We start from the raw sequence: 25,731 nt of genomic DNA on the forward strand, positions 1-25,731 counted from the left end.
ACATGACAACTCAATCTCTATCCGGGAATAACCAGTTTCAAAAATTCAAGAACCTGGAGTTCATTCTTGGTGCCTTGCTATTAGGCAGCATTAGTTTGGCTGTGCTGTTCTCCAGTTGGCTGTTCCCTGACGGCGGCACCCAAATCAACCTGGCAATGCGCCTGACAGCCCCCATGACCGAGCTGGCTTATCCTTTGGGCACAGACCCTCTTGGTCGTGACATCCTGGCAAGAGTCATTATCGGCAGTGAAATATCCCTTAAAGTGGGTATCTACTCATCCTTGGGTGCGGTAGCCGTCGGTATCATAATGGGATTAATTTCCGGCTATTACGGTGGCTTTATCGATGCGCTGGTCATGCGCTTCGCCGATGTCCAACTGGCCTTGCCCTTTATCTTGCTGGCGATCACCTTTATTGCGGTGATCGGGGGTGGCCTGACCAACATGATTATTCTGTTGGTCATATCACAGTGGGTTCAGTACGCAAGATTGGTACGTGGCTCTGTACTGGCCCTCAAGGACAGGGAGTTTATTCTCTCGGCCAAGGCCATTGGCGTTAAGGATATCCGCATCCTGTTTCAACACCTGTTGCCCAACCTGATAGGCCCCGTGATCGTATTGGTGACCTTGAATGTCGCCAACAACATACTGCTGGAAAGCAGCCTAACCTTCCTGGGCCTTGGGGTCGACCCGACCATTCCCAGTTGGGGAGGGATGCTGGCCGAAGGACGTACCTACCTGCAAACGGCCTGGTGGGTCAGCGTTTTTCCTGGATTAGCCATCCTGCTCACCGTGCTGGGGCTGAACCTGTTGGGTGACTGGTTACGCGATACCCTGGATCCTACCGGGAAGACATCGGTATGAGCCGGATACTTCTGCAACAACAGTTTGATCGTACCCTCGAGCAGCTGGTTCAGCGCTATGGCTGCGAAAAATATCGGGGCTATCGTTTAGAAGCCTGGCTGTTTGAAGACGAGGCCAGCCGCCGGGCAGCCGAAAGCCGCCTGGCCAAATTCGGAGTAAAGGCGCGTCTTCGCAGTGCTTACAAACCCCTGGTGCATGCCTTTCAGGAGGAAATCTCACTGGAGGGCGTGGCTTCAATCCATATCAGGTATCCTCGGCTACCGGAGCTGCCGCAACGCTTTTTGCTGGAAGCCTACCCCCTGGCGGCCCTGGTCGGTGATGCTCGCCTTGACTGGGAAGCGTTCGACACACCAGTGCTTTGCTATGAACTTATCGTGACGGAGCATACCGGCCAACAGCATACCCTCAAGGTGGAGGCGCCCAGCCGACGATACCGGGATCATATTGACACTCCACAAGTATCGCCCTGTGGTTTGCTCAGGTTGATATCACCGGCGGGCGATGTCACTGAAGCCGCCCTGCTGACCGACTATGAGGCCCTGTTCGACGCCGCCATGACGTGCCTGAGCGAGCATCCCTGGGGTGATCAGCAGCCGTGCTTTGAAGAGCTTAACTTTTCCGTCACCCTGCCTGTTGCCGATCAGCCCCTGGCTTATGGCCATGAAGCCATCAGCCTGCATGAAGCACTCCATGAAGACCTGTATTTTTCCTGCCTGGAGTTTTTCCAGCAACGTGCCGGCCTGCCGGTAGGCGATCGCACCCTGAAACCGGGGCAGATAGTGCCAGAGATCATCTGTGCCGCCGGCAACCCCCGGCTGGAAATCAGCCTGCGTCCGCTCAATACCGAGGAGCCAGTGCGCCCCAGGGTCTCGCTGGATCTCGCACCTCATGCGCCGGACAGCCGCCAGATAACGGAATATCTGGATCAATTCCCGGGAACAAGGCTGAAGGCACACTCCAGGGCTGGCCGCCCCGTTATCGCCGTGCACCATGCCGGGGATGATGCCGCCGTGATCATCAGCGCGGCTCAACATGCCAATGAAACCTCCGGTATCGTAGGCGCACTCCGCGCCGCCCGCACATTACAGCAACGAGGCAACAGCCACTTTGTCCTTTCTCCATTGGAGAATCCGGATGGATATGCATTACAGGGGAGATTGGTTGCGACGCAACCCAGCCATATGCACCATGCTGCTCGCTATACTGCGTTCGGTAACGACTTACAGAATCAGTCCAAGGGGGGTCATTACGAACATGCCATCCGGGAACAGGCCGAAGCCATCAGCGGGGCTCAGCTACATATAAACCTGCATGGTTATCCCGCGCATGAATGGACCCGTCCCCTGACCGGATATGTACCACGCGGCTTTGAGATGTGGACCATCCCAAAGGGATTTTTCCTGATCCTGCGGCACCACGGTTCATGGGCTGTGACAGGAAGGAAATTACTGGAAGAACTCACCCTTCGACTTGCCAGGGTACCCGGGCTTGTCGAGTTCAATCGTGCTCAAATTCAGCTGTTCGAGATTCATGCGGGCAAGCTTGAGTTTCCCATGATCAATGGCTTTCCCTGCTTGATAACAGAAGACGATCACCAACTGACTCCCTTGATGCTGATCACCGAGTATCCGGATGAAACGATCAAGGGCGAGGCATTTATTGATGCCCATAACGCTCAAATGGAAACAATACTTGCCGCTTATGATATATGGCAGTCTCTGGATAAACCGCAATAACACCGAGGGATAATCTCAACCAGATTGGCTTTATGAAGGCCGCCGCGGCGGCAGGGTTCGGCCGGTACCGGAACACACCCTAGCCCCAGCGCCCCCACCACAAGGCGGCCGGCAGTGTCAGGTTGGCCAGCACGGTAAGCCAGAATACCAGCCGGAACGACGGCTTGCGCGACTTGTGGCGCAGCAGATGCCGGGCCAGCCAGCCTCCCGGCCAGCCGCCGAGCGCGGCCAGCAAATGCAGGCTACGCTCGCGTACCCGCCAGCGGCCGTGAATGGCGGCCCGCTTGTCCCACCAGTACACCCCAAAGGTGATCAAACTGAGCACCAGGTACCATAGCGCCAGCCCCACATAGACCCGGATCATGCCTCTTGTTCCTGCACCCGTTGCCGCTGCTGCAGCCACCACATATGGGCATAGCTGCCGTCCTGCTCGAGCAATTGCTGATGGCTGCCCTGCTCAACGATGTGACCATCCTGCATCACCAGGATATGGTCCGCATCCACTATGGTCGACAACCGGTGGGCGATCACCAGGCTGGTCTGGCCGCGGGACACCTCGCGGATCGCCTGCAGTATGCTGCGCTCCGAACGGCTGTCGAGGGATGAAGTGGCCTCGTCGAACACCAGGATCGGCGGCCGCTTGAGGATGGTACGGGCGATGGCCACCCGCTGCTTCTCGCCGCCGCTGAGCTTGAGCCCGCGCTCGCCCACCAGAGTGTGGTGCCCGTCCGGCAACCGGGCAATAAAGTCATCGAGGTGCGCCAGACGGATCGCTTCCCTTACCTCGTCCTCGCTGGCATCGATACGGCCGTAACGGATGTTGTCGTAGATGGAGGCATTAAACAGCACCGTATCCTGGGGCACTATGCCGATGGCCCGTCGCAAAGACGCCTGACTCACCTCACGGATATCCTGGCCGTCGATCAATACGGCCCCGCTGCCCACCTCGTAGAAACGGAACAGCAACTTCACCAGGGTCGACTTGCCGGCGCCGCTGGCGCCCACCACCGCCACCTTTTGCCGGGGACGCACCCGCAGGCTGACCCGATCGAGGATCTGCCGCTCGGGACCATAGCCGAAGCTCACCTCGCGAAACTCGATCTCGCCCCGGCTGACGGCGAGTGGCGGCGCATCGGGAGCATCGTTAATGGCCGGCACCCGGCGCAGCAGCCCGAACATGCGCTCGATATTGGCCATGGAGCCCTTCATCTCCCGGTATACGAAGCCCAGGAAGTTGAGCGGCATAAACAGCTGCATCATAAAGGCATTGATCAGCACAAAGTCACCCAGGGTCATGGTGCCGGCCACCACATTGCGCCCGGCCAGCACCATCATGGCGGTCATCGCCACCCCGATGATCAGCGCCTGGCCGCCGTTGAGCGCAAACAGCGTCAGTCGGTTCCGGCGCCGGGCCACTTCCCATTGGGCCAGATCCTCGTCGTAACGCTCGGCCTCGTAGCGCTCGTTGGTGAAATACTTCACCGTTTCATAGTTGAGCAGGCTGTCGACCGCGCGCGCGTTACTCTGGGAATCAGCCTTGTTGGCGGCCCGTACATAGCCGGTGCGCCAGTCGGTGGCCAGCACCGACCAGGCCACGTACACCAGCACCGCCGCCAGGGTGATCAGCGCAAACCAAGCCGAATAGTTGATCAGCAGCACGCCGACCACCAGGGCGATCTCGAACAGGGTAGGCACTATATTGAATACCATGAAACGCATCAGGAAACTGACCCCGGACACGCCCCGCTCGATATCCCGCGACAGGCCGCCGGTGCTGCGGTTTAGGTGAAAATCCAGCTCCAGGGTGTGCAGATGATTGAACACCGCCAGCCCGATGCGGCGCATGGCCCGCTCGGTGACCCGGCCGAACAGGGTATCGCGGATCTCGCCGAACAGCACATTGGCAAAGCGCACCGTGCCGTAGGCCAGCAACAGCCCCAGCGGCAGCGCCAGCACCCGGTTTTCACCGGCATCCATGGCATCGACGATATATTTGAGGATAAAAGGCAGGCCGACGCTGGCGAGCTTGGCCGCCACCATGCAGCCCAACGCGAGCAGAATCCGCCCGCGATACTCGAGCAGATAGGGGAACAGCGTCCCGAGTGTCTGCAGTTGGAACTGGGTCTCATCCGCCTCCGGATGATAGGAACCATGTCTCATAAGGCAACCTGCTGAAGAATAAAAAACGGGAAGAGATACTGACCCCATCATAGCCACTAAATAGCAGTGACAAATACCGTTACATTTGGAACGGGCACGGCATTTTCCTGACCCCAGGGTGTGTCCCGATACTTGTTCATGCTTTCGTGACCGCCTTGCTTACCACTGATTTTGGGCCAACCAAACTGCGTGATGCGCGTCTTGCCCGGAGCGGCACAGCCTCAGCGTCATTTATGCCCAGTAACGGGACACTCCCTAACGTATTTTCATTGCCTCAACCGCCTTGTAACTGTTGGCGATATGCTCCGCCGCATCCGGCTGAACCTGTGTCAGCAGGATAAAGAGCAGATCCGTCACCATAAATTGCGCGTCGCGCGCGGAGATAGAGGAACTCCTGGCCTGATCTTCATCGGCGACCGTGTGCAGCACGACATCCGCCTCTTTGCTCAACGGGTTGTCCATCATACCGGTGATCGCCAGGGTCGCCGCACCACATGATTTGGCAACCCGGGCGATGTTGACAATATCCGCACTCGCCCCGGAATAAGAGAGAGCAATAAGCAAATCGTCCGAGGTCAGCGTGGAGGCGTTGGCGAGCTGAATATGGCTGTCGCTTTCGACCAACACCGCCCTGCCCAGTTTCATCAGCTTGAAGCCCAGGTCTTTCGCCACTAACGATGATGCTCCTACCCCCGCTATCTGGATCCGTGTGGCCCGCTGAACCAGATCCAGGGCGAGATCCAGATTATCATCGTTATTGGCATCCAGCGTCTTTTGCATGGCCCCGGCCTTGCTCTGCAGCAGCTTGTTCATGACCACGTGATGGCTGTCGCCCAGCTCGATGTCGCCATGGATGACGTCTCGTTCCTTGTCTCGCTGCCGCCCGATGGCGCCGCTCAGCGAGAGACGAAGGTCGGCGTAACCCTTAAACCCCAGCTTCTGACTGAATTTAACAATGCTCGACTGACTCACACCGATCGAGGCGGCCAGTTCGGACGAGGATTGCTGCACCAGCAATTCCGGCTGCGCTAACGCATAGCCGGCGATTTTCTGCTCGGTAGGAGACAGCTGAGGCTGCATCGCGGCGATTTTTAACAAGCTAGTCATGGCAAGAACTCTCAATTTATTGTCTTGGCCGGCTAACGGCACCCTGAGTTGCCAGCCAACCTATTCCTGACATTACACCAAACAGGAATTATTTATTCAACATTCCATGACCCTGATCACAGCTTTATGATTATTTTATTCACAATGCAAAGATAACTTGGAATATAATATTCAAAGCAAGATGAGCACTTCATCAATGGACAGATCCGACCATCAAACGTAGGGAAAGGACGATGAACACACAATTTACGTTGATTGACTGGCTGGTATTCGCAATGTACTTCGCCGTCATTGCCTACACCGGCTGGCACTTCAGCAAAAACAAAGTGACCAGTACCAAAGACTACTTCCTCGGCGGCAACAAGATGCCGATGTGGGTGGTGGCGATTTCGGTACTCGCCACCTCCCAATCTGCCGCGACATTTCTGGGTGGTCCAGAGCAGGGCTATCGCGGCAATCTCACCTACCTGGCGACAAACATAGGCGCTATTTTTGCGGCCTGCTTTGTCGCCTGGATACTGGTGCCCCGTTATTACAAATACAAGGTGTCGACGGTTTACGAGCTGCTGGAGGTCCGCTTCGGAGAAAAAGCAAAGAAGCAGGCGGGCTCCATGTACCTCGCGGGACGTATCTTCGCGTCGGGCGCGAGGCTTTATATGGCCGCGCTCGCCGTTGCCATGATTTTGTTTAATAACATAGCGGCATCCAGCGTCATGACCTCCTTGGTCATCCTCACCACGGTCGGCTTGGCCTATACCTATATGGGTGGGATCCGGGCGGTGATCTGGAGCGACTTGATCCAGCTCATCGTTTACGTCGGGGCCGCCATCGCCGTGATCATCTACCTGCTGACCATAGTCCCGGCCGACATCGGCCAGATAGTCGATGCCCTCAACAACCCGCTAGACGGCGACGCCTCCAAGCTGACGGTGCTCGATTTCTCGCTTGATTTCTCCCCCGCCGGCACCTTCAGCGTCTGGGCATGCATCACCGGCTTCCTGCTCCTCAATATTGCCGCCTACGGCATGGATCAGGATATGACCCAGCGCGTGCTCACCTGCAAGGATGAAAAAGAGGGCGCCAAGGCGATGATTTCATCCATCGTCATCTCCATCCCCGTGGTGCTGTTGTTTATGGCGATCGGGCTGTTGCTCTACATCTTTTACCAGCGCCCGGACCTGATGGGGCTGGCCGATGGCAAAGAAGTGGTACAAAGCTTCAATGGCGAGAACCTGACCATCTTCATGACCTATGTCCTCAACGAGATGCCGGCCGGCCTGCGTGGCCTGGTCACTGTCGGTGTGGTCGCCGCTACGCTGTCGACCCTGAACTCCGGGCTCAACTCCATGTCGTCGGTAGCGGTACAGGATCTGTACCGTCCCTGGCTCACATCACGCAAGATAGTGAAGGATGAACAGCATTTCGTTTCGGCCGGCCGTTTGGGCATGGCGCTTGCCGCCTTGGCGCTGGGAGCCATGGGCGCCCTATGCTTCTACTGGCAGCAATATAGCGACACTCCGCTGTTGTCTTTCGCCTTGAGCGTCATGGTGTTCGCCTACACCGGCCTGCTGGGCGTCTACTTTACCGCCCTGTTTACCAGCCGTGGTAACTCGGCTTCCGTGATTCATGCCTTGATCGCCGGTTTTTTGATCACCTTGCTGCTGCAGCCCTATGTCTGGGATACGGTGATGGGCTCGCTGAACCCGTCATGGCAAGGGGCACAGCTTGCCTTCCCCTGGCAGCTTTGCATCGGTACCCTGGTCTCGTTCTCCATCTGCGCTGCCGGTCGGCCGGAGGAAAATGCGCAGCCTTCAACCCAAGCGGTGTAACACAGGATGATCGGTCATATATTGGTAGTGGATGGCGGCGGTACCAAAACCGCAGCCTCCCTGTATGATGTCCGGGGTGATGAGCTGGCCAGCGTGATGGCCGGCCCATCGTCGCTGACCCAGGAGCTTGAGGGCGGGTGTGCCACGATCGCGGCTGTTATCGAACAACTGTTGTTGCAAACCCGTACCGAGGCGCCGGACTGCAGCATAGTCGTCGGTGTTGCCGGTGCCGGTAACCCGGTGCAGAGGCAGGCATTGGCAGCAGGGTTAAACGCCTACCCACATCTGCTGATCACCACAGATGCCCAGCTCGCACTGTACGGGGCCAACCTGGGTCGTCCGGTCAATGTGATCACCTTAGGGACGGGCTCGGTGGCGATGCAGCTCACCGCAACGGGCGATACTCGCCAGCTCGGTGGCTGGGGTTTTCCCATCGCCGATCATGGCGGCGGTGCGCAACTGGGGTTCAGTGCCGTACAGGCACTCATCGACGCCTATGATGCCGGCGACATAGCGCAGTCCCCCTGTCTCCTGGCATTGCAGGACAAGATTGGCACCACCCGTTGCGATATCCTGGCCTGGGTGCGGCAAGCCAAGGCGAAAGACTATGCGGCGCTAAGCCATATAGTCGCGCAACACAGCGAGCGCTGTACCCTGGCCCATGAGTTAATGCTGAAAGCGGCGCAGGCCGTGGACGCCTTGATCGACAAAATGGGCAGGGACAACATCCTGCCCATAGTGCTGCTCGGCGGCATGGCGCAGGTTATCTATCCGTATTTGTCTCAACAGCATCGCCAGCGGATCATCCCGACGCAAGGCTCCGCGCTCAGCGGCGGCGTCTTACTGGCGAAAAAAGAACTGGAGCGAGGTCCCCATGGCCGAAGGCAATAGCAAGGAATTACTCCATCCCCGGACCCAAGGCCGCTATATTGGCGTGATGTCCGGCACCAGCATGGACGGCGTCGATACCGTGCTGGTCGACGTCAACGAATCAGGCGTCACCCTGCTGGCACAGGATTGCTACCCCATGGCCGAGGCGCTGAAAGCGGCGCTGCTGGAAATCTGCCTGGGACAGCCTACCACCCTGGCCATGATCGGTGAACTGGACCACCGCCTGGGCCATCTGTTCGCCGATGCGGTGATCCAGCTGATGCATAAGGCCGGGGTACAGGCGGCAGAGGTGGTGGCCATCGGCTGCCATGGGCAGACCGTCTTTCATGCCCCCGGGCACCGCTATCCGTTCACCATGCAAATCGGCGACGCGAACATCATAGCGGCCAGGACCGGGGTCACCACCGTGGCCGATTTTCGCCGTAAGGACATGGCCCATGGCGGCCAGGGAGCCCCGCTGGTGCCCGCCTTCCACCAGCATCTGTTCGGTGGTGGGGAGCGCACCACTATAGTGCTCAATATTGGGGGTATCGCCAATATCTCGGTGCTGGCGCCGGGTCGCCCCGTGTTAGGCTATGATACCGGCCCCGGCAATATGCTGATGGACGGCTGGATACTGCGCCATCACCAGCAGAGTTATGATAAAGACGCGGCCTGGGCCGGCTCAGGCACGGTTAATGAGGCGTTGCTGACCGCCATGCTGGCCGATCCCTACTTTGCCAGGCCCGCCCCCAAGAGCACCGGCCGCGAGCTGTTCAACCTGCCCTGGCTGGACGAACAATTAGCCGGGTTCAGGGTATCAGCCGCGGATGTGCAGGCGACCCTGGCCGCCCTGACGGCCCGCTCCATTGCCATGGAAGTCGACAAGTTTACCGCCGGCGAACTGCTGGTGTGTGGCGGCGGCGTCCACAATCCGCTGCTGATGGCGGACTTGGCCCGGTTGCTGCCCGCCTGGTCCGTCGCCAGCACGGCGCGGCGCGGTGTGGATCCCGACTATATGGAGGCCATGGCGTTTGCCTGGCTGGCTCGGCAAACGATACACCGGCAGCCCGGCAACCTGCCCGAAGTCACAGGCGCCTCGCGGCAGACCAGCCTGGGGGCGATTTACCCCGCGGAATAACCACTGTTGCGGAATATAAAGGATCATCATGGCCAATAACGATTTAATCTCCGATTTAGCCCAGCTTATTTCTGAGGGGCGTAACCCCGACACCCTGGATATCGACACCCTGTCATCACTCGATATCGTGCGGAAAATCAATCAGCAAGATAAAGGGGTGGCGGACGCGGTGGAAACCACCCTGCCCCAGGTAGCGCAGGCCGTCGAACGGATCACCGCGGCATTCCGCAAGGGCGCCCGCCTGATCTACATGGGAGCCGGCACCAGCGGACGCTTGGGAGTGCTCGATGCCTCCGAATGTCCGCCCACCTTCGGGGTCGGCGAGGAGCAGGTGGTCGCCCTGATCGCCGGCGGCCAGGAGGCCATTTTCCGGGCCCAGGAAGGGGCTGAAGATAACCTTCAGGCAGGGGAAGACGACCTGAAGGCGATCAAGCTGCGGGCCGATGATGTGGTGGTCGGCATTGCCGCCAGTGGCCGCACGCCCTATGTCATCGGCGGGTTAAACTACGCCAACGACCTCGGCTGCACCACTGTGGCGGTCTCATGCAATCCCGCCTCCGCCATCGCCGCCATCGCCGATATCGCTATCTCTCCCGTGGTCGGTCCGGAGGCCTTGACCGGCTCGACCCGGATGAAATCGGGCACGGCGCAGAAAATGGTGCTCAATATGCTCACCACCGCCAGCATGATCCGCCTCGGGAAGAGCTACCAGAACTTGATGGTGGACCTGCGAGCCAGCAACGAAAAGCTAATTGCCCGTTCCATCCGCATCGTGATGCAGGCCACCGATTGCAGCCGCGAGCAGGCGGAAGACGCCTTGCTGAAAGCCGGCCAGGAAGTGAAGCTGGCCATTATGATAGTGATGACGGCCCTGCCCGCGGACGCCGCCGCCGCGCTGCTGGCGCAAAACCGGGGCATGTTGCGCCACGCCATCGACGCCGCTGGCGGCTGACTAACGGCTAAGCCGACCCACCCCGCTCACCGACCGGGGGCTATTAACAGCTGGTGCGCTGTGGGGCGCGACCCGGTGATGATGGCCGCTCCCGGGGTTGCCGATAAGGGCCCATGCAACCAGGCTCCGTTATATCTAGGCCGGGATGGTCAGGCCCCGCTGCACCGCCGGCCGCTGCAAGAACGCATCCAAGGCACGGGTGACATGGGCAAAATCGCCCATGCCCACCAGCTCACCCGCTTCGTAGAAGCCTGTCAGGTTGCGTATCCAGGGAAAGGTGGCGATATCCACGATCGAGTAGTCATCGCCCAGCAACCAGGCGTTATCCGCCAGGCGCCGGTTCAATACCCCGAGCAGGCGGCGCGCTTCCGCCACGTAACGATCCCGGGGGCGCTTGTCTTCAAAATCCTTGCCGGCAAACTTGTTGAAAAAACCGACCTGGCCAAACATGGGGCCAATGCCGCCCATCTGGAACATCAGCCACTGTATCGCCTGATAGCGTTCATGTTCATCCCCGGGCAGGAGCCGCCCGCTCTTGTCGGCGAGGTAGATCAATATCGCCCCCGATTCGAACAGGGGCAGCGGTTTGCCCCCGGGACCATGGGGATCGATGATGGCCGGGATCTTGTTGTTGGGGTTTAACGAAAGGAACTCCGGCGACAGCTGGTCGTCGCTGTCGAAATTGACGCGATGCGCTTCGTAAGGCAAGCCTGTTTCTTCCAGCATGATCGACACCTTCACCCCGTTGGGCGTGGGCAGGGAGTATAGCTGCAGGCGCTCGGGATGGCGCGCCGGCCACTTGCGGACGATGGGGAAGGCGGAGAGAGCTGTCATCCGGGGATCCTTATGGGTAATGTCATGTTCCGGTAAGCAGCCGGGCGCAGCAAAATCCTGAAGTGGATCCAGCAAGGGTTTGCCCAGCGCCGCGACCTGACTTTTCACTATACGGCTAAGTCGGGTGTAATACACCATCATACCCGCCGGTGAGCGAGTGCCTATTGCCACGAGTGGGGCATGGCCGGGCGGCATGCCAAAAAACCAGTGCCTCTGCGGGCATCAGCGCATCTTGATCCTGTGGCTGAAGTTGAAGTTGTGGCTAACCCGGATCCCATAAGCCGTGGCCTATTGATTCGAGTCCCCTCGAGCGGGTAGCCGGTTTGAGCCTGTATCGGGCGAACACGGGGATCGCAATGGTCCCGGCGCAATAGACCACGAACGGGCCGTCGGCGGCTCGCAAAAGAGGTTAGGCAGTTGCTTGACCCGTTACGGGTTTTTTCGCCACTCGAATTCCATCTGCACGGCCGTCTTTTCGGCAAGCGCTTGGCCGGCCAGCCTGGAGACCAAATGCAGGCTCATATCTATGCCTGCGGAGATCCCTCCTGATGTGACAAAGCTGCCCTCGTCAACCCATCTCTGGGAACTGAGCACGGTCAGATCCGGATATGACCGTTTCAGATCGGCGATATCCTCCCAGTGCGTCGTCACCCTCAGGCCAGCCAACAGCCCTGCTTCGGCGAGCAAAAAAGCACCTGTGCAAACCGACGCGACGAGCTGTGCGCCTTTCGCCACATGAGAAATCCAGTTTATGACGGCCGCTTTATTTAATTCCTCTCCGTGCACGCCGCCGACCACGATGAGGATGTCTATTTTCGGATGATCCTGAAAACCATAGTGCGGATTCACGCTATAGCCGGCCCGAGCCCTCACCGGTGCCTTCTCCTCGGCGATAAGGAAGGTGTTGAAAAGACCTTCTTGAGCGGCCAATCTGTCGGCCGTTGAAAACACCTCAAAGGGTCCCGAAAAATCCAGGACCTCGGCATTTTCATATATGTAAATCCCTATATTCAAAGTAGTGCTCTCCTGAATTTATAATGCCCGGGGCAGGTACACGCAGAGCTTGTTTTAACTCATTGATAAAGATGTTTTTTGTTGTGTTGAATGGAAAAAGGAAACATCCGGTGGTAAGCGTATCCCCTGCTTCCTCGTTTGGGACCATTTTTGTCTTCCGGGCTGGAAAAGGCAATGGCTAAGGCGCCCTGTGCGACTCAGCCGGTGCCGTTGTTCGGCAGGGTGCGTGTTCGGATGCGGAGTGAAGCCCGACTTGCGTGCAGCTTGGGGATAGGGGAAAAGTCTGCCGCTTGGATACCCAGCCGGTTAATGGCCGGGCATAACAAGGCCGGAGGGAAACTCCCGCTCCGGCCTGGAAATGCAGTGAGGCTCAATAGGTGGAACGCTGGATGGCCTCGCCGCCCGCTTCTATGTCCTGCCCGGCGCCACGCATGGTGTTGCAGCCACCAAGCAACGACAGGGTGAGCAGAGAAAGCAGAACCAGGGCCGGGGTACGTTTTTTCATGGGGATTATCTCCTTGCCGATGATGCTTATGGAGTCTAGCAGCTCCCTCTGGTTTCGGCCTGGCCCCCTCTACCCCGGCCCTGGTTCTGCTTATCTGCTCCGCTGCATGGCGCATCGGCGCCTTCAATGCCCAAAAGGGCCCACCCACACCCGCTGTCAGCAGGTGTCAGTAGGCCCGGATTTTTTATGTCCTGGCCTGGGCTCAGGCGACGATGGGCGTGATCTTCACCTGGGCGATGCGGAAGTCGGCCACTTCCACCACTTCAAAGCGCAGATCATCCCGCTCCATCACGGTACCGTTCTCCGGCAGCCGGCCACTCCATGCCAGCAGCATGCCGGCCAGGGTGGCGTATTCATCGTCCGGATCGACCAGCCCCTTGCGGTCCAGCACCTGCTCCAGGTAGTGCAGATCGGTGCTGCCCTTGACCAGCCAGCCATCATCCTGGGGCAGCACTTCTGGGGTCTCGTGTTCGTCGAGAAACTCACCCACTATCGCCTCCAGCAGGTCGTGGGGCGTTACCAAACCCTGGATGGTGCCGAATTCGTCGGTGATCAGCACCATGGTGCCGCGCGCTTCGCGCAGCACATCCATCAATCGGATGACGTTGATACTCTCGGGCACAATCACGGGATCGTGGTGCCGGGCCAACTCGGCCAGGGTCTTGCCTTCTTTCAGGCCCGCCACCAGTTCCTTGGCGCGCACCACCCCCAGCATGTTGTCCAGCTCGCCGTCACAGATGGGGAACAGGCTGTGGGGTACATCCAGCAGCTGTGCCATCACTTCGTCGGCATTGTCCTGTACATCCAGCCAGACGATATCCGCCCGCGGCGTCATTATGGTGCGGATCGAGCGTTCCGCCAGGGACAGCACGCCGCTGATCATATGCCGCTCTTCTTCCACAAAACCGTGACCCTCGTCTTGTCGGGGCTGGTTCTCGGGCTCGGCTTCCTGCTGATTACGGGCGCCCATCAGCTTGAAGATGGCGGCGGTAGTGCGCTCACGCAGGGGGATATGCGCCTCCTGGCGGATAAAGTTGCGCCGGGCCAGCTGGTTGAAAGACTCAATCAGAATCGAGAAACCGATGGCCGCATACAGGTAACCTTTGGGAATATGGAAGCCAAAGCCCTCGGCCACCAGGCTGAAGCCGATCATCAGCAGGAAGCTCAGGCACAGCACCACCACGGTCGGGTGCGCGTTGACAAAGTCGGTCAACGACTTGGACGCCGCCAGCATCACCACCATGGCCACGATCACCGCCGTCATCATCACCGCCAGGTTATCCACCATGCCCACGGCGGTAATGATGGAGTCGAGCGAGAACACGGCATCCAGCACCAGGATCTGCGCGACCACCACCCCGAAGCCGGCATAGGCCACATTGGCATCGGCCTCGTGGGTCTTGCCTTCCAACCGCTCGTGCAGCTCCATGGTGGCCTTGAACAGCAGGAACAGGCCGCCGGCCATCAGGATCAGATCCCGGCCCGAGAACGACAGCGCGCCCACCGAAAACAACGGCGTGGTCAGCGTCACCAGCCAGGACACCACACCCAGCAGCCCCAGGCGCATCAGCAGCGCCAGCGACAGGCCGATGATCCGCGCCCTGTCCCGCTGATGGGGCGGCAGCTTCTTTACCAGGATGGCGATAAACACCAGGTTGTCGATACCCAGCACGATCTCCAGGATCACCAGCGTCAGCAACCCGACCCATATGGATGGATCCATCAGGAATTCCATGACTTACCTCTTACATTCAATTTTGATAAAAACAGATTAGCCTGTGATCAGGCCAGAACGACACGCATGGTCGGATAACGGCAGCAATCAAGTCCGGAAGAGAAAGCAGGAGTCGGGAACAGCGGGAAAGACAACAGCGCAGAAAAAACAGGGTGTGCGGCAGAACTAAAGATGCGTTTCAAGCAACTTCGCGAACAGTCCATATGGTTTACCGGTTTTAGCCGGACCTCTTGGTTAAAATGAGCACACATCATAATCACAACGCCGCTTTTGGCAAATAAAAATAATGTGACAGCGAACCGAACGGGAGCTGGCCCGGGGCGAGAACGGCCTGCGGCCGCCCCCGCCCCGCTGGACTCAGGCCTTGGCTTCAAAACCGAAGGTTTCGGTGACGTAATCGATGTCCTTGTCGCCGCGACCGGACAGGTTGATCAAGATGGTCTGGCCCGGATTTGCCTGGCCGTGCTTGATGGCCCAGGCCACCGCGTGGGCGCTTTCCAGGGCCGGGATGATGCCTTCCAGGCGCGACAGCTTGTAGAAAGCCGCCAGGGTCTCGTCATCGCTGATCGCATGGTAGCTGACCTTGCCCTCGGTCTTGAGGAAGGAATGCTCGGGCCCCACCCCCGGATAATCCAGCCCGGAGGCAATGGAGTGCACCGGCGCCGGATTGCCGTCGTCATCGGACAGCAACAGGCACTTAAAGCCGTGGATCATGCCCGGCTTGCCGAAGGTCATGGTGGCCGAGTGCTCGCCCAGCGCGGTGCCCCGTCCCAGGGGCTCAATCCCGTTCAGGCCCACGCCCTCGTCGTCGAGGAAGGCACTGAACAGACCCATGGCGTTGGAGCCGCCGCCCACACAGGCACCCACCTGATCCGGCAGCTCGCCCACCATTTCAATAAACTGCTCCCTGGCCTCGGTGCCGATCACCGACTGGAAATCGCGCACCATCAGCGGGAAGGGATGGGGGCCGACCACGGAGCCGATGGCAAACAACGCGGTATCGGCCTGGCCGAGGTAAGACTCGAAGGCCGAGTCGACCGCTTCCTTGAGGCTGCGCCCGCCGAAGCTCACCGGCACCACCTCGGCGCCGAGCAGCTTCATGCGGGTAACATTGGGCGATTCCTTGGCGATGTCGATTTCGCCCATGTGGATCTCGCACGCCATACCGAAGTAGGCCGCCGCGGTGGCCAGCGCCACCCCGTGCTGACCCGCACCGGTTTCGGCGATCAGCTTGGTTTTGCCCATGTGCTTGGCGAGCAGCGCTTCGGCCATGCAATGGTTCAGTTTGTGGGCGCCGGTATGGTTGAGATCTTCGCGCTTGAGATAGATATGGGCACCGGCCTCGCGGCTCAGGTTGTGGGCGTAGTAAACCGGCGTCGGGCGGCCCTGGTAGTGCTTGCGGATATAGCGCAGTTCATTGAGAAAATCGGCGGAACGCCCTAGGGTCAGATAGGCCCTGTTAATATCGGCAAATTGCGACTCCAGCTGAGGGGGCAGAAAGGCGCCACCGAATTCGCCGAAATAACCGTCCTTGTCCGGGTGCTGCTTCAGATAACCCATGCGTGACCTCCTCAACTGTGTTTGTAGATAGATATTAAATCGGAGACCATTATCCATCTAAAAGCGTCCGGCACAATTCCCGAAAAGGAGAAGATCAGGCAGCACGGGGGGTGAATGTATTCAAAGCGTTGTAGCGCTTTCGTTCCAGAACAGCATCAATGACTTTTTCATGGATTGCTCCGGAATGGGGATAGCAGATGGTTTTACGAGCAAGCCGTTTGATCCGGGTTTTCAGCGCGGGATCCCGACGTTTAATAGACGAATATCTTATCTGCCAGGTGTCGCCGTGGATCGATACAATGCCGATGACTGCCCCGTTCGTCATTGGTTAACCATATCCTCAACGCCGTCGGGCTTGCTTTGCCCCCCCACTTGACACACTATCGTCATGGGTGGATTCCCGATGGGCGTGGGTAACAACTTCATCCTGTCCAAGCCTCCGTCTCAGGAGCAAAGGATCACAGCCTTCATCATCGACCGTCCGCGTGCGGTAAACCGATTACGCCCAATCCGATATGCCAGCCACTGACTGCCATCAGTTCACTGTGAGGACGCGGCATAAAATATTATTCTTATAATCATCTTGGAGAAAAATAATGTCTGACGAAAAAGTCGTAACCCTTGAAAAATCCGAGCCCGTATCACGTACATCCGCGCCAAAGGCAAATCCGAAATCCGGAGAGCCCTTTACCAACAACGTGACCTATTTTGATCATAGCTCAGGCAACTTCAAGGCCGGAACCTGGGATTGCACTGCCGGCAGCTGGGAGCATAACCATCCCAAGCTCGAGTTCTGCTATATCGTCGAGGGCAGCGTCAAAATAATTGAGGAAGATACGGGTGTGACCCATGTGTACAATAAGGGAGATTCCTTTGTGGTACCAAAAGGCACTCGCGTTACCTGGGTTGTCGACGAATACGCCAAGAAGCTCTTTGTCTCTGCCGCCCACCTTGAGGGCCTGTAAACTGGACCGAAAAAGCCTTTTTCTTTCAATAGGCCACAGGGTTTACCCCATGGCCTATTGGTATTTAGCCACATGCTTCATGACTTTATTGATATACCGTACATCAATGACCGTTCGACCATAAATCCTCCAGAAGCGAATAACTTTGCATTAAGATGTAAGGGGCGAAAAACGAATTCCCCCTAACCTAAATTGAACACCGTAAACACATAAGCTAATTTAAACCAAGAATACCTAGCGTTTTAGGTCTATTTGAACGCCTTGTTACAATTTGGCTTTCTAGTAAGCGACTGTGTTTTCTAGCTGCCCCGACGGTAACCGTCGTGCATTGATTAGTGTCGCCTCATATTTTTAACCACAACGCTCTGCTACTGTGCGACTTCTAACGTTTGACCGCTTCACGCCTTAACTCCTCGGTATAGTGCTGATATTTTTTCCTGGCCATCTTAAACCTCCCCGTCAGGCGTAAACCTAACTATAGAAGGTGTCTACTGTTCATGGGTAACTCGGCAGATTAACGCCAGAACTCAAAGATCACGCCTATCGCCAGCGCACAGGATAACGTCGGCCGGTACTGCGGTGAAATACCAGGCCGCCAATGATAATCAGCCCCGCCCCCAGGGCCACCGGCGACCACAAAAAGCCCCAGTCCTGGCCAGCCAGCATCACGATCAGCGGGTTGGCCCCGGCCGGCGGGTGGGTGGTATCGGTCAGCAGCATCAGGCTCACCGCCAGCCCCACCGCCAAACCCAGCGACCAGGGTTGCACCCCAAAGAGCGTTAAAATCACCAGGCCCACCAAGGTCGTCAGCAGATGACCAAAAAAGATATTCCAGGGCTGGGCCAGCGGACTCTCCGGCAGGCCAAACAGAATCACCATGGTGGCGCCGAAAGGTGCCATCAGCCACAGGCTGGAAGCATTCAGGCCGTCCAGCTCGGCCAGGGTGGTAATACACAGCATGGCGCCCAGGCCCGCCACTAAGGCCGGATAGCGTGCCGCCAGGCGGAAAACGCCGTTCTCGCCGCTCATAATAAATCCTCCCCCGTCAAGAAGCAGACCGATCTGTCTACACACAGAGCAAGAGTAGACAGATTGGTATACCCCTGTCAATATGCATGCACACACGGGAGAAACTCATGGATAAACGACAGCAGCTCGTGGTGACCGCCTTCGACCTGTTTTACCGGCACGGCATCCACGCCGTGGGCATCAACCAGATCCTGCAGGTCTCGGGCGTCGCCAAGAAAACTCTGTATCACCACTTTTCCAGCAAAGAGGCGCTGGTTGCCGCCGTGGTGGCCTACCGGGACGCCGCCTATCTGGAGTGGCTAAACGCCCGGTTGGCAGAGGGGGAGCAAACGGTAACGGGGTTGATCCATACCCTGTTTATGGCGCTGGATGACTGGTTCAATGATCGGGTCGAACAGCTGACCACCTTTCACGGCTGCTTCTTTATCAATACCTGCGGGGAATACGGTGAGCCCGGGCACGAGATACACCGGCTGTGTGCCCGGCACAAAGCGGCCGTGGTGAACATGCTCGCGGATTACCTGCGACGGACGGGTACGGCGGCACCGGCCACCAGCCGGCTGGCGCAGACCCTGGGCCTGTTGAAGGAGGGGGCCATAGTGCAGGCCCATGTGCAAGGAGAAAAACGAGCCGCCATCACCGCCGGGGAGCTGGCCCTGCGCCTGGCGGCCGATTAGGTAACAGGGGCTGTAATGGCATGATACCAATTACCTTAAGCATCTGATCAGACTTTTGGTCTGTACCCTAGAGGCAATAGAGAACGCCTCTTCTGCTACACCGAGTTATCCGCTGGCAGTACTAACAGGTGACGCCGGAGCATCAAGGGGACAAAGGAGCTGCTCCACCGACCATCACATGGCAGGACCGAAAAATGCGCCTGCCGTTCCGGCATTCCCGCCATCCCTGGCGGTCAGATGTCATGTGCTGAGCATCACAAGGATGTGCTTGAGCTAGTCGGCGGAGTGGGCCCTTTGTCCGGGATTGGTATGACAGTCAAAAAGATCGAATGTTTAATGCGATAGGTATGAGCCCAGGCCGGGTGCAATGAGGCCATTGGGGCCTCATTGCAAGTCAGGCCCTGACAACGCAAGAGACCCGCATTCACGGGCCTTTTGCGATTAGCGGCTGGCGGAATAGCTGTTGTCCCAGTCCTTCCATACCGGTTGCAGGCCGGTGGCGGCGATCGCCCTGGCCACCTCGGCCGGGCTGCGATCGTCGTCGATCTCAAACTGCTCCAACTCTGCCTCGTCGTCGGCCACGTAGCCGCCGGGCTGGGTCTTGGAGCCGGCACTGATGCTGGTTACCCCCAGCGGGATCACCTTGTCGCGGAATTCCCGGGCCTCGCGGGTAGACAGGCTCAACTCCAGCTCGCCGTCGAACAGCCGGTAGGCGCAGATCAACTGCACCAGCTGACGGTCGGTCATGATCGACTTGGGCTCCAGGCCGCCGGTACAGGGCCTAAGGCGCGGGAACGACACCGAGTAGCGGGTTTTCCAGTAATGCTTCTGCAGGTAGCGCAGGTGCGCCGCCACGTAGAAACTGTCGGCCCGCCAGTCCTCCAGGCCGAACAGGGCGCCCAGGCCGATTTTGTCGATGCCGGCCCGGCCCAGGCGGTCCGGGGTTTCCAGCCGCCAGCGGAAGTCCTTCTTCTTGCCGCGGATATGGTGCTGATCATAGGTCAGGTGCTGGTAGGTCTCCTGATAGACCATGACGCTGTCAAGGCCGTACTGGCGAAGCTCGGCGTATTCGGCCTCGGACAGCGGCTGCACCTCCATCATCACATAGCTGAAGTGACGCTTGATGATCGGCAGCATCTGCTTGAAGTAGGCCAGCCCCACCTTACCCTCGTGCTCGCCGGTCACCAGCAGCACGGTATCGAAGCCCATGGCCTTGATCGCCAGGCATTCCTGCTCGATTTCCGCCTCGCTCAGGGTTTTGCGCTTGAGCCGGTTGCTCATGGAAAAGCCGCAATAGGTGCAGTCGTTGGCGCACAGGTTCGACAGATACAGGGGGATATAGAAGCCCACCGTGTTGCCGAAGCGCTGGCGGGTCAGTTGATAAGACTGCTGGGCCATCCGCTCCAGGTAGGGCTCGGCCGCCGGTGAAATCAGCGCCATAAAGTCCTGCAAATCCCGCTTCGGCTTGGCCAGCGCCCGCTCCACGTCCCGCGCCTGCTTGCCGTAGATACTCATCTTGATGTCATCCCAGTCCATGGATGACCAGACATCGAAGAAGCTCATAGGGTCTCCAGGAAGGCGGTCAGCGGGCTGGACGCCTGGGCATGGCGACTCTGTCCGGCCAGCCCTGCCTCATAGGCCATGCGCCCGGCGCTCACCGCCAGCCTGAAGGCCTCGCCCATGGCTATCGGATCGCCGGCCACCGCGATGGCGGTATTGACCAGCACCGCATCGGCGCCCAGCTCCATGGCATAAGCCGCGTGACTGGGTGCGCCGATGCCGGCGTCCACCACCACGGGCACATTGGCCTGCTCGATGATGATTTCCAGGAAATCGTGGGTCACCAGACCCTTATTGGAGCCGATCGGCGCGCCCAGCGGCATCACCGCCGCGCAGCCCACCTCTTCCAGCCGCTTGCACAACACGGGATCGGCGCCGCAGTAAGGCAGCACGATAAAGCCGTCCTTGACCAGCCGCTCGGCGGCCTTCAGGGTCTCGATGGGATCGGGCAGCAGATACTTAGGATCCGGGTGTATCTCAAGCTTGAGCCAGTTGGTGCCCAGGGCTTCCCGCGCCAGCCGGGCGGCGAACAGCGCCTCGTCGGCGTCCCTGGCGCCCGAGGTGTTGGGCAGCAGATTGACGCCTAATTCCAGCAGCGGCGGCAAGATGTCGTCGCTGTGGTTTTTCAGGTCGACCCGTTTCAGCGCCATGGTCACCAGCTCGGTGCCGGTGGCGGTAAAGGCCGCCTGCATGGTGGCGCTGTCGCTGAACTTGCCCGTGCCGGTAAACAGCCGGGAGTTGAAGGTTTTATCGGCGATGATCAGGCTCATGTCAGCCTCCGGCTATGGCGTGGAACAGGGTGATCTGATCACCCCCGTTAAGGGTGATCTGTGACCATTGCGAGCGGGCCACCACCTGCTGGTTCAGGGCCACCGCCACCCCGGGCTTGTCTTGCTGCAACTGGGCCAGCATGCCTTGCAGGCTGGTGCCGGGGGTCAGTTGCAGGGATTCTTCATTGACTGTGACTTGCATTTTTTTCTCCACACACGGGGCAGCCAGGATCCTTGGGTACCCGCAGGGTCTGCCAGCTGTGCGCCTTGGCATCGAACAGCTTGAGCTGCCCCAGCGGCACTGTGCCGGTGCCGGTCAGCCACTTGATGGCTTCCAGTGCCTGCAGCAGGCCTATGGTGCCCACCACTGGGCCGATCACCCCGGAGTTGCTGCAATTGAGCCGTTCGCTGATGTCCGGGCCATAGAGGCAGCGGTAGCAACCGTGCCCGGCTGCCGGGTCCAGCGCCAGCAACTGGCCTTCGAAACGGATGGCCGCGCCGATGATCAGCGGCTTGCCCCAGGCATAGCAGGCAGCATTGATCGCCTGGCGGGTGGCCATGTTGTCGGTGCAGTCCAGCACCAGATCCACTTCGGCGACAAAATCACCGAGGGTGTCTGCATCCAGGCGCTGGTTGATGGCAATCATTTCGATCTCCGGGTTCAGCTGCAACAGCTTCTCCCGCGCCGTTTCCGCCTTGCTGTGCTGCAGGCTGCCGATGTCGTACAGGGTCTGGCGTTGCAGGTTGCTGACGTCCACCAGATCATGATCCGCCAGCCACAGGGTGCCGACCCCGGCCGCCGCCAGGTACTGGGCGGCGGGCGAACCTAGGCCGCCCAGGCCGACGATCAGCACGGCGGCATTTTTCAGCCTAAGCTGGCCCGCTTCGCCCACGTCCTCCAGCAACAGGTGCCGGCTGTAGCGTAAAAACTCATTGTCGCTGAGCATTGTCCCCCTCCACCAGTGCCAACAGCTCAAGGGTGGTGGCGTCCGGATCCTGTGCCTCGGTAATGGCGGTCACCAGGGCGATGCTGCCGACCCCGGTGGCAGCCACCAGCGGCACCCGTTCGCGGCTGATGCCGCCGATCGCCACCAGCGGAAACTCCGCCGCCATCAGCGCCACGTAGCGGTCAAGCCGCTCCAGCCCCTGGGGCCGGGACGGCATGTCCTTGGTCCTGGTCGGGAAGATATGGCCCAGCGCCAGATAAGAAGGCTTAAGCTCCCGGGCCCGCAACATCTCGTAATAGCCGTGGGTGGAAAGACCCAGCTTGAGACCGGCGGCGCGAATGGCCTCCAGATCCGCCACTTCGATATCTTCCTGGCCCAGGTGCACGCCGTAAGCGCCGTGCTTGATGGCCAACCGCCAGTAGTCGTTGATGAACAATCGGGCATTAAAGCGCCGGCCCAGCGCCACCGCCGCCTGGATATCGGCCTCGACCTCGGCGTCTGCCTTGTCCTTGATACGCAGCTGCAAGGTGCGCACGCCCAGGGTCAGCAGCCGCTCCAGCCAAGCCACGGTATCCACCACAGGGTAAAGCCCCAGGTTCAAGGTATCCATGGCCGCGAACCGGCCTTGCGGCAACTTGCCGGTCAGCCCCAGCCGGTCGCCCAACTCGGAGCCCGGCATCACCACGGTCGGGAAATCCGCCGGGTTTTCCGGCCAGCCCAGATGAGCGACCGGACCCGCGCCCCGGCCGACAAAGTCGGCACCTTGCAGCCCTTGGTTGATATAGGCCTTGGCCAGCACCAGGGCGTCCTCAATCGGATAATCCTGGGCAATGGCGGTGGCGATGGCCGACGCCAGGGTACAGCCGGTACCGTGCCCATGAGCCGTTTCCAGCCGCGGGCTGGCCAGCCAGATCTCGCGCTCGCCATCGGTGTAATAATCCACCGCCTGCTCGGCCGGCCAGGTCAGATGGCCGCCCTTAACCAGCACGGCCCCGGCACCCGCCGCCAGCAGGGCGGCGGCACCGGCCCTGAGCCCCTCGGGCGAGTCGGGCACGATGCCCGACAGCGCTTCCAGCTCAAGGGCGTTGGGGGTCACCAGATCCACCTGCTGCAACAACTGCCGTTGCAGCGCCGGCAGCAGGTTGGCATCGGCCATCGCCCGCCCGGAACTGGCCACCGCTACAGGATCCAGCACCACATAGGGCTTGACCGGCCATTGCCTGCGATATTCCTGCAGGTGTTTGGCCAGCACCTCGGCGTGCAGCCCGGTGGGCAGCAGGCCAATCTTGATGGCACCGGCCTGCATGTCGCTCTCCAGTGCCGCCAGCTGGCTGGTAAATACCTGCATCAGCACCGGCTCGACCATGGATACGGTGACCGAGTTCTGCGCGGTGATCGAGGAGATCACCGAACAGCCGTGGCCGCCAAACGCCTTGATGGTGTGCAGGTCGGCCTGGATGCCGGCCCCGCCGCCCGAGTCTGAGCCGGCTATGGTCCAGACAATGGGTCGGTTCATGCCTTTTCCTGCTCCAGCTTGTCGGCCTGGTGATACAGCTCACCGCCGCGCTTCTTGAACTCTTCGGACATCTGCGCCATGCCGGCGACCACGGTTTCGTTGTTGCCGTCCATGTCCACCAGCTGTACCGCTATGGCTTCCTGGGCGGCGGCGTAGTCACGCACTTCCTGGGTGATCTTCATGGAGCAGAACTTGGGTCCGCACATGGAACAGAAGTGGGCCACCTTGCCGGATTCCTGGGGCAGGGTTTCGTCGTGGTAGTCACGGGCGGTCTGCGGATCCAGGGCCAGGTTGAACTGGTCTTCCCAGCGGAACTCGAAGCGGGCCTTGGACATGGCATTGTCGCGAATTTGAGCGCCCGGATGGCCCTTGGCCAGGTCGGCGGCATGGGCGGCGATCTTGTAGGTGATCAGGCCTTCCTTGACATCTTCCTTGTTGGGCAGGCCCAGGTGCTCCTTGGGGGTCACGTAGCACAACATGGCGCAACCGAACCAGCCGATCATGGCGGCGCCGATGCCGGAGGTGAAGTGGTCGTAGCCAGGAGCGATGTCGGTGGTCAGCGGGCCCAGGGTATAGAAGGGCGCCTCGTGGCAATGCTCCAGCTGTTCTTCCATGTTGCGCTTGATCATATGCATGGGCACGTGGCCGGGGCCTTCGATCATCACCTGCACGTCGTATTCCCAGGCGACCTTGGTCAGCTCGCCCAGGGTATAGAGTTCGGAGAACTGGGCTTCGTCGTTGGCGTCGGCGATGGAGCCGGGACGCATGCCGTCACCCAGGGACAGGGACACGTCGTAGGCGGCACAGATTTCACAGATTTCACGGAAGTGCTCGTACAGGAAACTTTCCTTGTGGTGCGACAGGCACCACTTGGCCATGATGGAACCACCGCGGGAAACGATGCCGGTGACCCGCTTGGCGGTCATGGGCACATAGCGAAGCAGCACGCCGGCGTGGATGGTGAAATAGTCCACGCCCTGCTCGGCCTGTTCGATCAGGGTGTCGCGGAACACTTCCCAGGTCAGGTCTTCGGCCACGCCGTTGACCTTTTCCAGCGCCTGATAGATGGGCACTGTGCCGATGGGCACGGGGCTGTTGCGCAGGATCCATTCACGGGTCTCGTGGATGTAACGGCCGGTGGACAGATCCATCACGGTGTCCGCACCCCAGCGGGTGGACCACACCAGCTTCTCGACTTCTTCCTCTATGCTGGAAGTCACCGCCGAGTTGCCGATGTTGGCGTTGATCTTCACCAGGAAGTTGCGGCCAATGATCATCGGCTCGGATTCGGCATGGTTAATGTTGGCGGGGATGATGGCGCGACCTTCGGCTACTTCCTTGCGCACAAATTCGGGGGTGATGTTTTCCGGCAGGTTGGCACCGAAGTTCTGACCCGGGTGCTGCTTGAGCAGCATTTCGTCCCGCACCCGCTCGCGGCCCATGTTTTCACGGATGGCGATATATTCCATCTCGGGGGTGATGATGCCTTTGCGGGCATAGTGCATCTGGGTAACACAGGCGCCCACCTTGGCCTTGCGCGGCTTGGGCATGTGTTCGAAGCGCAGGTGATCCAGGCCGTCGTCGGCCATGCGCTGCTGGGTAAACTGAGAGGTCACGCCTTCCAGCTCCTCGGTATCGTTACGCTCGAGGATCCACTGGCGGCGCAGCTGAGGCAGGCCCTTGCGGACATCCAGTTCGGACTCGGGATCGCCATAGGGGCCGGCGGTGTCATAGACGGGGATAGGCGCATTGGGCTCGAGGATGGGATTTTCCTGGGTGCCGCCCTTAAAGCTGTCGGCTAGGCGGATTTCCCGCATGCCGACCAGCAGATCGGGACGTGAGCCTTCGACATAAATACGGCCGGAATTGGGGAAGGGCTCGCCCTTGAGGGAGTGAATATATTCCTGAGCCTGGCTGCGTATTTCACGTCTGTTTATTTTTGACATAGCAATCTCACCTTT

General features: G+C 59.5%; 24 protein-coding genes. 8 read left to right on the forward strand and 16 right to left on the reverse strand.

Annotated elements, in window-relative coordinates; translation table 11 throughout:
• The first annotated feature begins 2 nt into the window (after window positions 1-2).
• Complete coding sequence (locus ABD806_RS17635; RefSeq protein ID WP_344960138.1) at window positions 3-863, forward strand: ABC transporter permease; 861 nt, start codon at window positions 3-5, stop codon at window positions 861-863.
• On the forward strand, window positions 860-2,599 hold the full coding sequence (locus ABD806_RS17640; protein ID WP_344960139.1) for a M14 family metallopeptidase: 1,740 nt from the start codon (window positions 860-862) through the stop codon (window positions 2,597-2,599). The genes ABD806_RS17635 and ABD806_RS17640 overlap by 4 nt, the downstream gene beginning before the upstream one ends.
• A gap of 79 nt (window positions 2,600-2,678) precedes the next feature.
• On the opposite strand, the gene ABD806_RS17645 is transcribed toward ABD806_RS17640, so the two are convergent.
• From ABD806_RS17645 to ABD806_RS17655, 3 genes are all read right to left on the reverse strand, one after another.
• A complete protein-coding gene (locus ABD806_RS17645) occupies window positions 2,679-2,963 on the reverse strand; it encodes a DUF1294 domain-containing protein (RefSeq protein WP_344960140.1) in 285 nt (94 codons plus the stop codon).
• Window positions 2,960-4,759 carry an ABCB family ABC transporter ATP-binding protein/permease gene (locus ABD806_RS17650; protein ID WP_344960142.1) on the reverse strand — a complete coding sequence of 600 codons (1,800 nt, stop codon included), beginning with the start codon at window positions 4,757-4,759 and terminating at the stop codon, window positions 2,960-2,962. The genes ABD806_RS17645 and ABD806_RS17650 overlap by 4 nt, the downstream gene beginning before the upstream one ends.
• 255 nt (window positions 4,760-5,014) lie before the next feature.
• On the reverse strand, window positions 5,015-5,866 hold the full coding sequence (locus ABD806_RS17655) for a MurR/RpiR family transcriptional regulator (RefSeq protein WP_344960143.1): 852 nt from the start codon (window positions 5,864-5,866) through the stop codon (window positions 5,015-5,017).
• Window positions 5,867-6,099: 233 nt separating this feature from the next.
• Here ABD806_RS17655 and ABD806_RS17660 point away from each other — a divergent pair, with 233 nt between their 5' ends.
• Genes ABD806_RS17660 through murQ form a run of 4 tightly spaced genes read left to right on the forward strand, consistent with a single transcriptional unit; the run spans window position 6,100 to window position 10,658 of the window.
• Window positions 6,100-7,695, forward strand: a complete 1,596-nt coding sequence (locus ABD806_RS17660; RefSeq protein WP_344960144.1) for a sodium:solute symporter — start codon at window positions 6,100-6,102, stop codon at window positions 7,693-7,695.
• A 6-nt stretch (window positions 7,696-7,701) separates the two neighbouring features.
• Complete coding sequence (locus tag ABD806_RS17665; RefSeq protein WP_344960145.1) at window positions 7,702-8,586, forward strand: glucosamine kinase nucleotide-binding domain-containing protein; 885 nt, start codon at window positions 7,702-7,704, stop codon at window positions 8,584-8,586.
• Window positions 8,570-9,706, forward strand: a complete 1,137-nt coding sequence (locus ABD806_RS17670; RefSeq protein WP_344960146.1) for an anhydro-N-acetylmuramic acid kinase — start codon at window positions 8,570-8,572, stop codon at window positions 9,704-9,706. Before ABD806_RS17665 ends, ABD806_RS17670 begins: the two co-directional genes overlap by 17 nt.
• 28 nt (window positions 9,707-9,734) lie before the next feature.
• On the forward strand, window positions 9,735-10,658 hold the full coding sequence (murQ, locus tag ABD806_RS17675) for an N-acetylmuramic acid 6-phosphate etherase (protein WP_344960147.1): 924 nt from the start codon (window positions 9,735-9,737) through the stop codon (window positions 10,656-10,658).
• Between the two features lie 135 nt (window positions 10,659-10,793).
• Here the strand turns inward: murQ and ABD806_RS17680 are convergent, their stop codons facing one another.
• The 6 genes from ABD806_RS17680 to ABD806_RS17705 form a co-directional block, all read right to left on the reverse strand.
• Window positions 10,794-11,492 carry a glutathione S-transferase N-terminal domain-containing protein gene (locus tag ABD806_RS17680; RefSeq protein ID WP_344960148.1) on the reverse strand — a complete coding sequence of 233 codons (699 nt, stop codon included), beginning with the start codon at window positions 11,490-11,492 and terminating at the stop codon, window positions 10,794-10,796.
• Between the two features lie 429 nt (window positions 11,493-11,921).
• Window positions 11,922-12,506, reverse strand: coding sequence for a DJ-1/PfpI family protein (locus ABD806_RS17685; protein WP_344960149.1), 585 nt, complete (start codon window positions 12,504-12,506; stop codon window positions 11,922-11,924).
• Window positions 12,507-12,876: 370 nt separating this feature from the next.
• Window positions 12,877-13,011, reverse strand: a complete 135-nt coding sequence (locus ABD806_RS17690) for an entericidin A/B family lipoprotein (protein ID WP_344960151.1) — start codon at window positions 13,009-13,011, stop codon at window positions 12,877-12,879.
• A gap of 202 nt (window positions 13,012-13,213) precedes the next feature.
• Window positions 13,214-14,746: a TerC family protein gene (locus tag ABD806_RS17695; RefSeq protein ID WP_344960152.1), complete on the reverse strand. Its 1,533-nt coding sequence runs from the start codon at window positions 14,744-14,746 to the stop codon at window positions 13,214-13,216.
• A 357-nt stretch (window positions 14,747-15,103) separates the two neighbouring features.
• Window positions 15,104-16,306, reverse strand: a complete 1,203-nt coding sequence (gene trpB, locus ABD806_RS17700) for a tryptophan synthase subunit beta (RefSeq protein WP_344960153.1) — start codon at window positions 16,304-16,306, stop codon at window positions 15,104-15,106.
• Between the two features lie 94 nt (window positions 16,307-16,400).
• The gene (locus ABD806_RS17705; RefSeq protein ID WP_344960154.1) at window positions 16,401-16,631 is read right to left on the reverse strand and encodes an IS1 family transposase; all 231 of its coding nucleotides are present in this window, start codon (window positions 16,629-16,631) and stop codon (window positions 16,401-16,403) included.
• Window positions 16,632-16,902: 271 nt separating this feature from the next.
• Here ABD806_RS17705 and ABD806_RS17710 point away from each other — a divergent pair, with 271 nt between their 5' ends.
• Complete coding sequence (locus ABD806_RS17710) at window positions 16,903-17,271, forward strand: cupin domain-containing protein (protein WP_344960155.1); 369 nt, start codon at window positions 16,903-16,905, stop codon at window positions 17,269-17,271.
• Window positions 17,272-17,811: 540 nt separating this feature from the next.
• On the opposite strand, the gene ABD806_RS17715 is transcribed toward ABD806_RS17710, so the two are convergent.
• A complete protein-coding gene (locus tag ABD806_RS17715) occupies window positions 17,812-18,300 on the reverse strand; it encodes an HPP family protein (protein ID WP_425583178.1) in 489 nt (162 codons plus the stop codon).
• A 107-nt stretch (window positions 18,301-18,407) separates the two neighbouring features.
• Between ABD806_RS17715 and ABD806_RS17720 the strand changes: the two genes are divergently transcribed.
• On the forward strand, window positions 18,408-18,977 hold the full coding sequence (locus tag ABD806_RS17720) for a TetR/AcrR family transcriptional regulator (RefSeq protein WP_344960156.1): 570 nt from the start codon (window positions 18,408-18,410) through the stop codon (window positions 18,975-18,977).
• A 441-nt stretch (window positions 18,978-19,418) separates the two neighbouring features.
• Here the strand turns inward: ABD806_RS17720 and thiH are convergent, their stop codons facing one another.
• The 6 genes from thiH to thiC are packed head-to-tail and all read right to left on the reverse strand — an operon-like array spanning window position 19,419 to window position 25,716.
• Window positions 19,419-20,540, reverse strand: coding sequence for a 2-iminoacetate synthase ThiH (gene thiH, locus ABD806_RS17725; RefSeq protein ID WP_344960157.1), 1,122 nt, complete (start codon window positions 20,538-20,540; stop codon window positions 19,419-19,421).
• Window positions 20,537-21,307 carry a thiazole synthase gene (locus ABD806_RS17730; protein ID WP_344960158.1) on the reverse strand — a complete coding sequence of 257 codons (771 nt, stop codon included), beginning with the start codon at window positions 21,305-21,307 and terminating at the stop codon, window positions 20,537-20,539. The genes thiH and ABD806_RS17730 overlap by 4 nt, the downstream gene beginning before the upstream one ends.
• Before the next feature lies 1 nt (window position 21,308).
• Window positions 21,309-21,509: a sulfur carrier protein ThiS gene (thiS, locus tag ABD806_RS17735; RefSeq protein ID WP_344960159.1), complete on the reverse strand. Its 201-nt coding sequence runs from the start codon at window positions 21,507-21,509 to the stop codon at window positions 21,309-21,311.
• Entirely contained in the window at window positions 21,490-22,254 is a 765-nt protein-coding gene (locus tag ABD806_RS17740) for a HesA/MoeB/ThiF family protein (RefSeq protein WP_344960160.1), read from the reverse strand. The genes thiS and ABD806_RS17740 overlap by 20 nt, the downstream gene beginning before the upstream one ends.
• A complete protein-coding gene (gene thiE, locus ABD806_RS17745; RefSeq protein WP_344960161.1) occupies window positions 22,238-23,770 on the reverse strand; it encodes a thiamine phosphate synthase in 1,533 nt (510 codons plus the stop codon). The genes ABD806_RS17740 and thiE overlap by 17 nt, the downstream gene beginning before the upstream one ends.
• On the reverse strand, window positions 23,767-25,716 hold the full coding sequence (gene thiC / locus ABD806_RS17750; protein WP_344960162.1) for a phosphomethylpyrimidine synthase ThiC: 1,950 nt from the start codon (window positions 25,714-25,716) through the stop codon (window positions 23,767-23,769). Before thiC ends, thiE begins: the two co-directional genes overlap by 4 nt.
• Window positions 25,717-25,731: the final 15 nt, after the last annotated feature.

The organism is Zobellella aerophila (assembly GCF_039539325.1).
Classification (GTDB): domain Bacteria; phylum Pseudomonadota; class Gammaproteobacteria; order Enterobacterales; family Aeromonadaceae; genus Oceanimonas; species Oceanimonas aerophila.

Bases quoted from the DNA above. Each gene is read 5' to 3' on its own strand.
- ABD806_RS17710 (WP_344960155.1), top strand. From the start codon at position 16,903: ATGTCTGACGAAAAAGTCGTAACCCTTGAAAAATCCGAGCCCGTATCA.
- thiC (WP_344960162.1), bottom strand. From the start codon at position 25,716: ATGTCAAAAATAAACAGACGTGAAATACGCAGCCAGGCTCAGGAATAT.
- thiH (WP_344960157.1), bottom strand. From the start codon at position 20,540: ATGAGCTTCTTCGATGTCTGGTCATCCATGGACTGGGATGACATCAAG.
- thiS (WP_344960159.1), bottom strand. From the start codon at position 21,509: ATGCAAGTCACAGTCAATGAAGAATCCCTGCAACTGACCCCCGGCACC.
- trpB (WP_344960153.1), bottom strand. From the start codon at position 16,306: ATGGGTTATCTGAAGCAGCACCCGGACAAGGACGGTTATTTCGGCGAA.
- murQ (WP_344960147.1), top strand. From the start codon at position 9,735: ATGGCCAATAACGATTTAATCTCCGATTTAGCCCAGCTTATTTCTGAG.
- ABD806_RS17740 (WP_344960160.1), bottom strand. From the start codon at position 22,254: ATGCTCAGCGACAATGAGTTTTTACGCTACAGCCGGCACCTGTTGCTG.
- ABD806_RS17660 (WP_344960144.1), top strand. From the start codon at position 6,100: ATGAACACACAATTTACGTTGATTGACTGGCTGGTATTCGCAATGTAC.
- ABD806_RS17650 (WP_344960142.1), bottom strand. From the start codon at position 4,759: ATGAGACATGGTTCCTATCATCCGGAGGCGGATGAGACCCAGTTCCAA.
- ABD806_RS17705 (WP_344960154.1), bottom strand. From the start codon at position 16,631: ATGACGAACGGGGCAGTCATCGGCATTGTATCGATCCACGGCGACACC.
- thiE (WP_344960161.1), bottom strand. From the start codon at position 23,770: ATGAACCGACCCATTGTCTGGACCATAGCCGGCTCAGACTCGGGCGGC.
- ABD806_RS17680 (WP_344960148.1), bottom strand. From the start codon at position 11,492: ATGACAGCTCTCTCCGCCTTCCCCATCGTCCGCAAGTGGCCGGCGCGC.
- ABD806_RS17695 (WP_344960152.1), bottom strand. From the start codon at position 14,746: ATGGAATTCCTGATGGATCCATCCATATGGGTCGGGTTGCTGACGCTG.
- ABD806_RS17720 (WP_344960156.1), top strand. From the start codon at position 18,408: ATGGATAAACGACAGCAGCTCGTGGTGACCGCCTTCGACCTGTTTTAC.
- ABD806_RS17665 (WP_344960145.1), top strand. From the start codon at position 7,702: ATGATCGGTCATATATTGGTAGTGGATGGCGGCGGTACCAAAACCGCA.
- ABD806_RS17730 (WP_344960158.1), bottom strand. From the start codon at position 21,307: ATGAGCCTGATCATCGCCGATAAAACCTTCAACTCCCGGCTGTTTACC.
- ABD806_RS17645 (WP_344960140.1), bottom strand. From the start codon at position 2,963: ATGATCCGGGTCTATGTGGGGCTGGCGCTATGGTACCTGGTGCTCAGT.
- ABD806_RS17690 (WP_344960151.1), bottom strand. From the start codon at position 13,011: ATGAAAAAACGTACCCCGGCCCTGGTTCTGCTTTCTCTGCTCACCCTG.
- ABD806_RS17655 (WP_344960143.1), bottom strand. From the start codon at position 5,866: ATGACTAGCTTGTTAAAAATCGCCGCGATGCAGCCTCAGCTGTCTCCT.
- ABD806_RS17640 (WP_344960139.1), top strand. From the start codon at position 860: ATGAGCCGGATACTTCTGCAACAACAGTTTGATCGTACCCTCGAGCAG.
- ABD806_RS17715 (WP_425583178.1), bottom strand. From the start codon at position 18,300: ATGAGCGGCGAGAACGGCGTTTTCCGCCTGGCGGCACGCTATCCGGCC.
- ABD806_RS17670 (WP_344960146.1), top strand. From the start codon at position 8,570: ATGGCCGAAGGCAATAGCAAGGAATTACTCCATCCCCGGACCCAAGGC.
- ABD806_RS17635 (WP_344960138.1), top strand. From the start codon at position 3: ATGACAACTCAATCTCTATCCGGGAATAACCAGTTTCAAAAATTCAAG.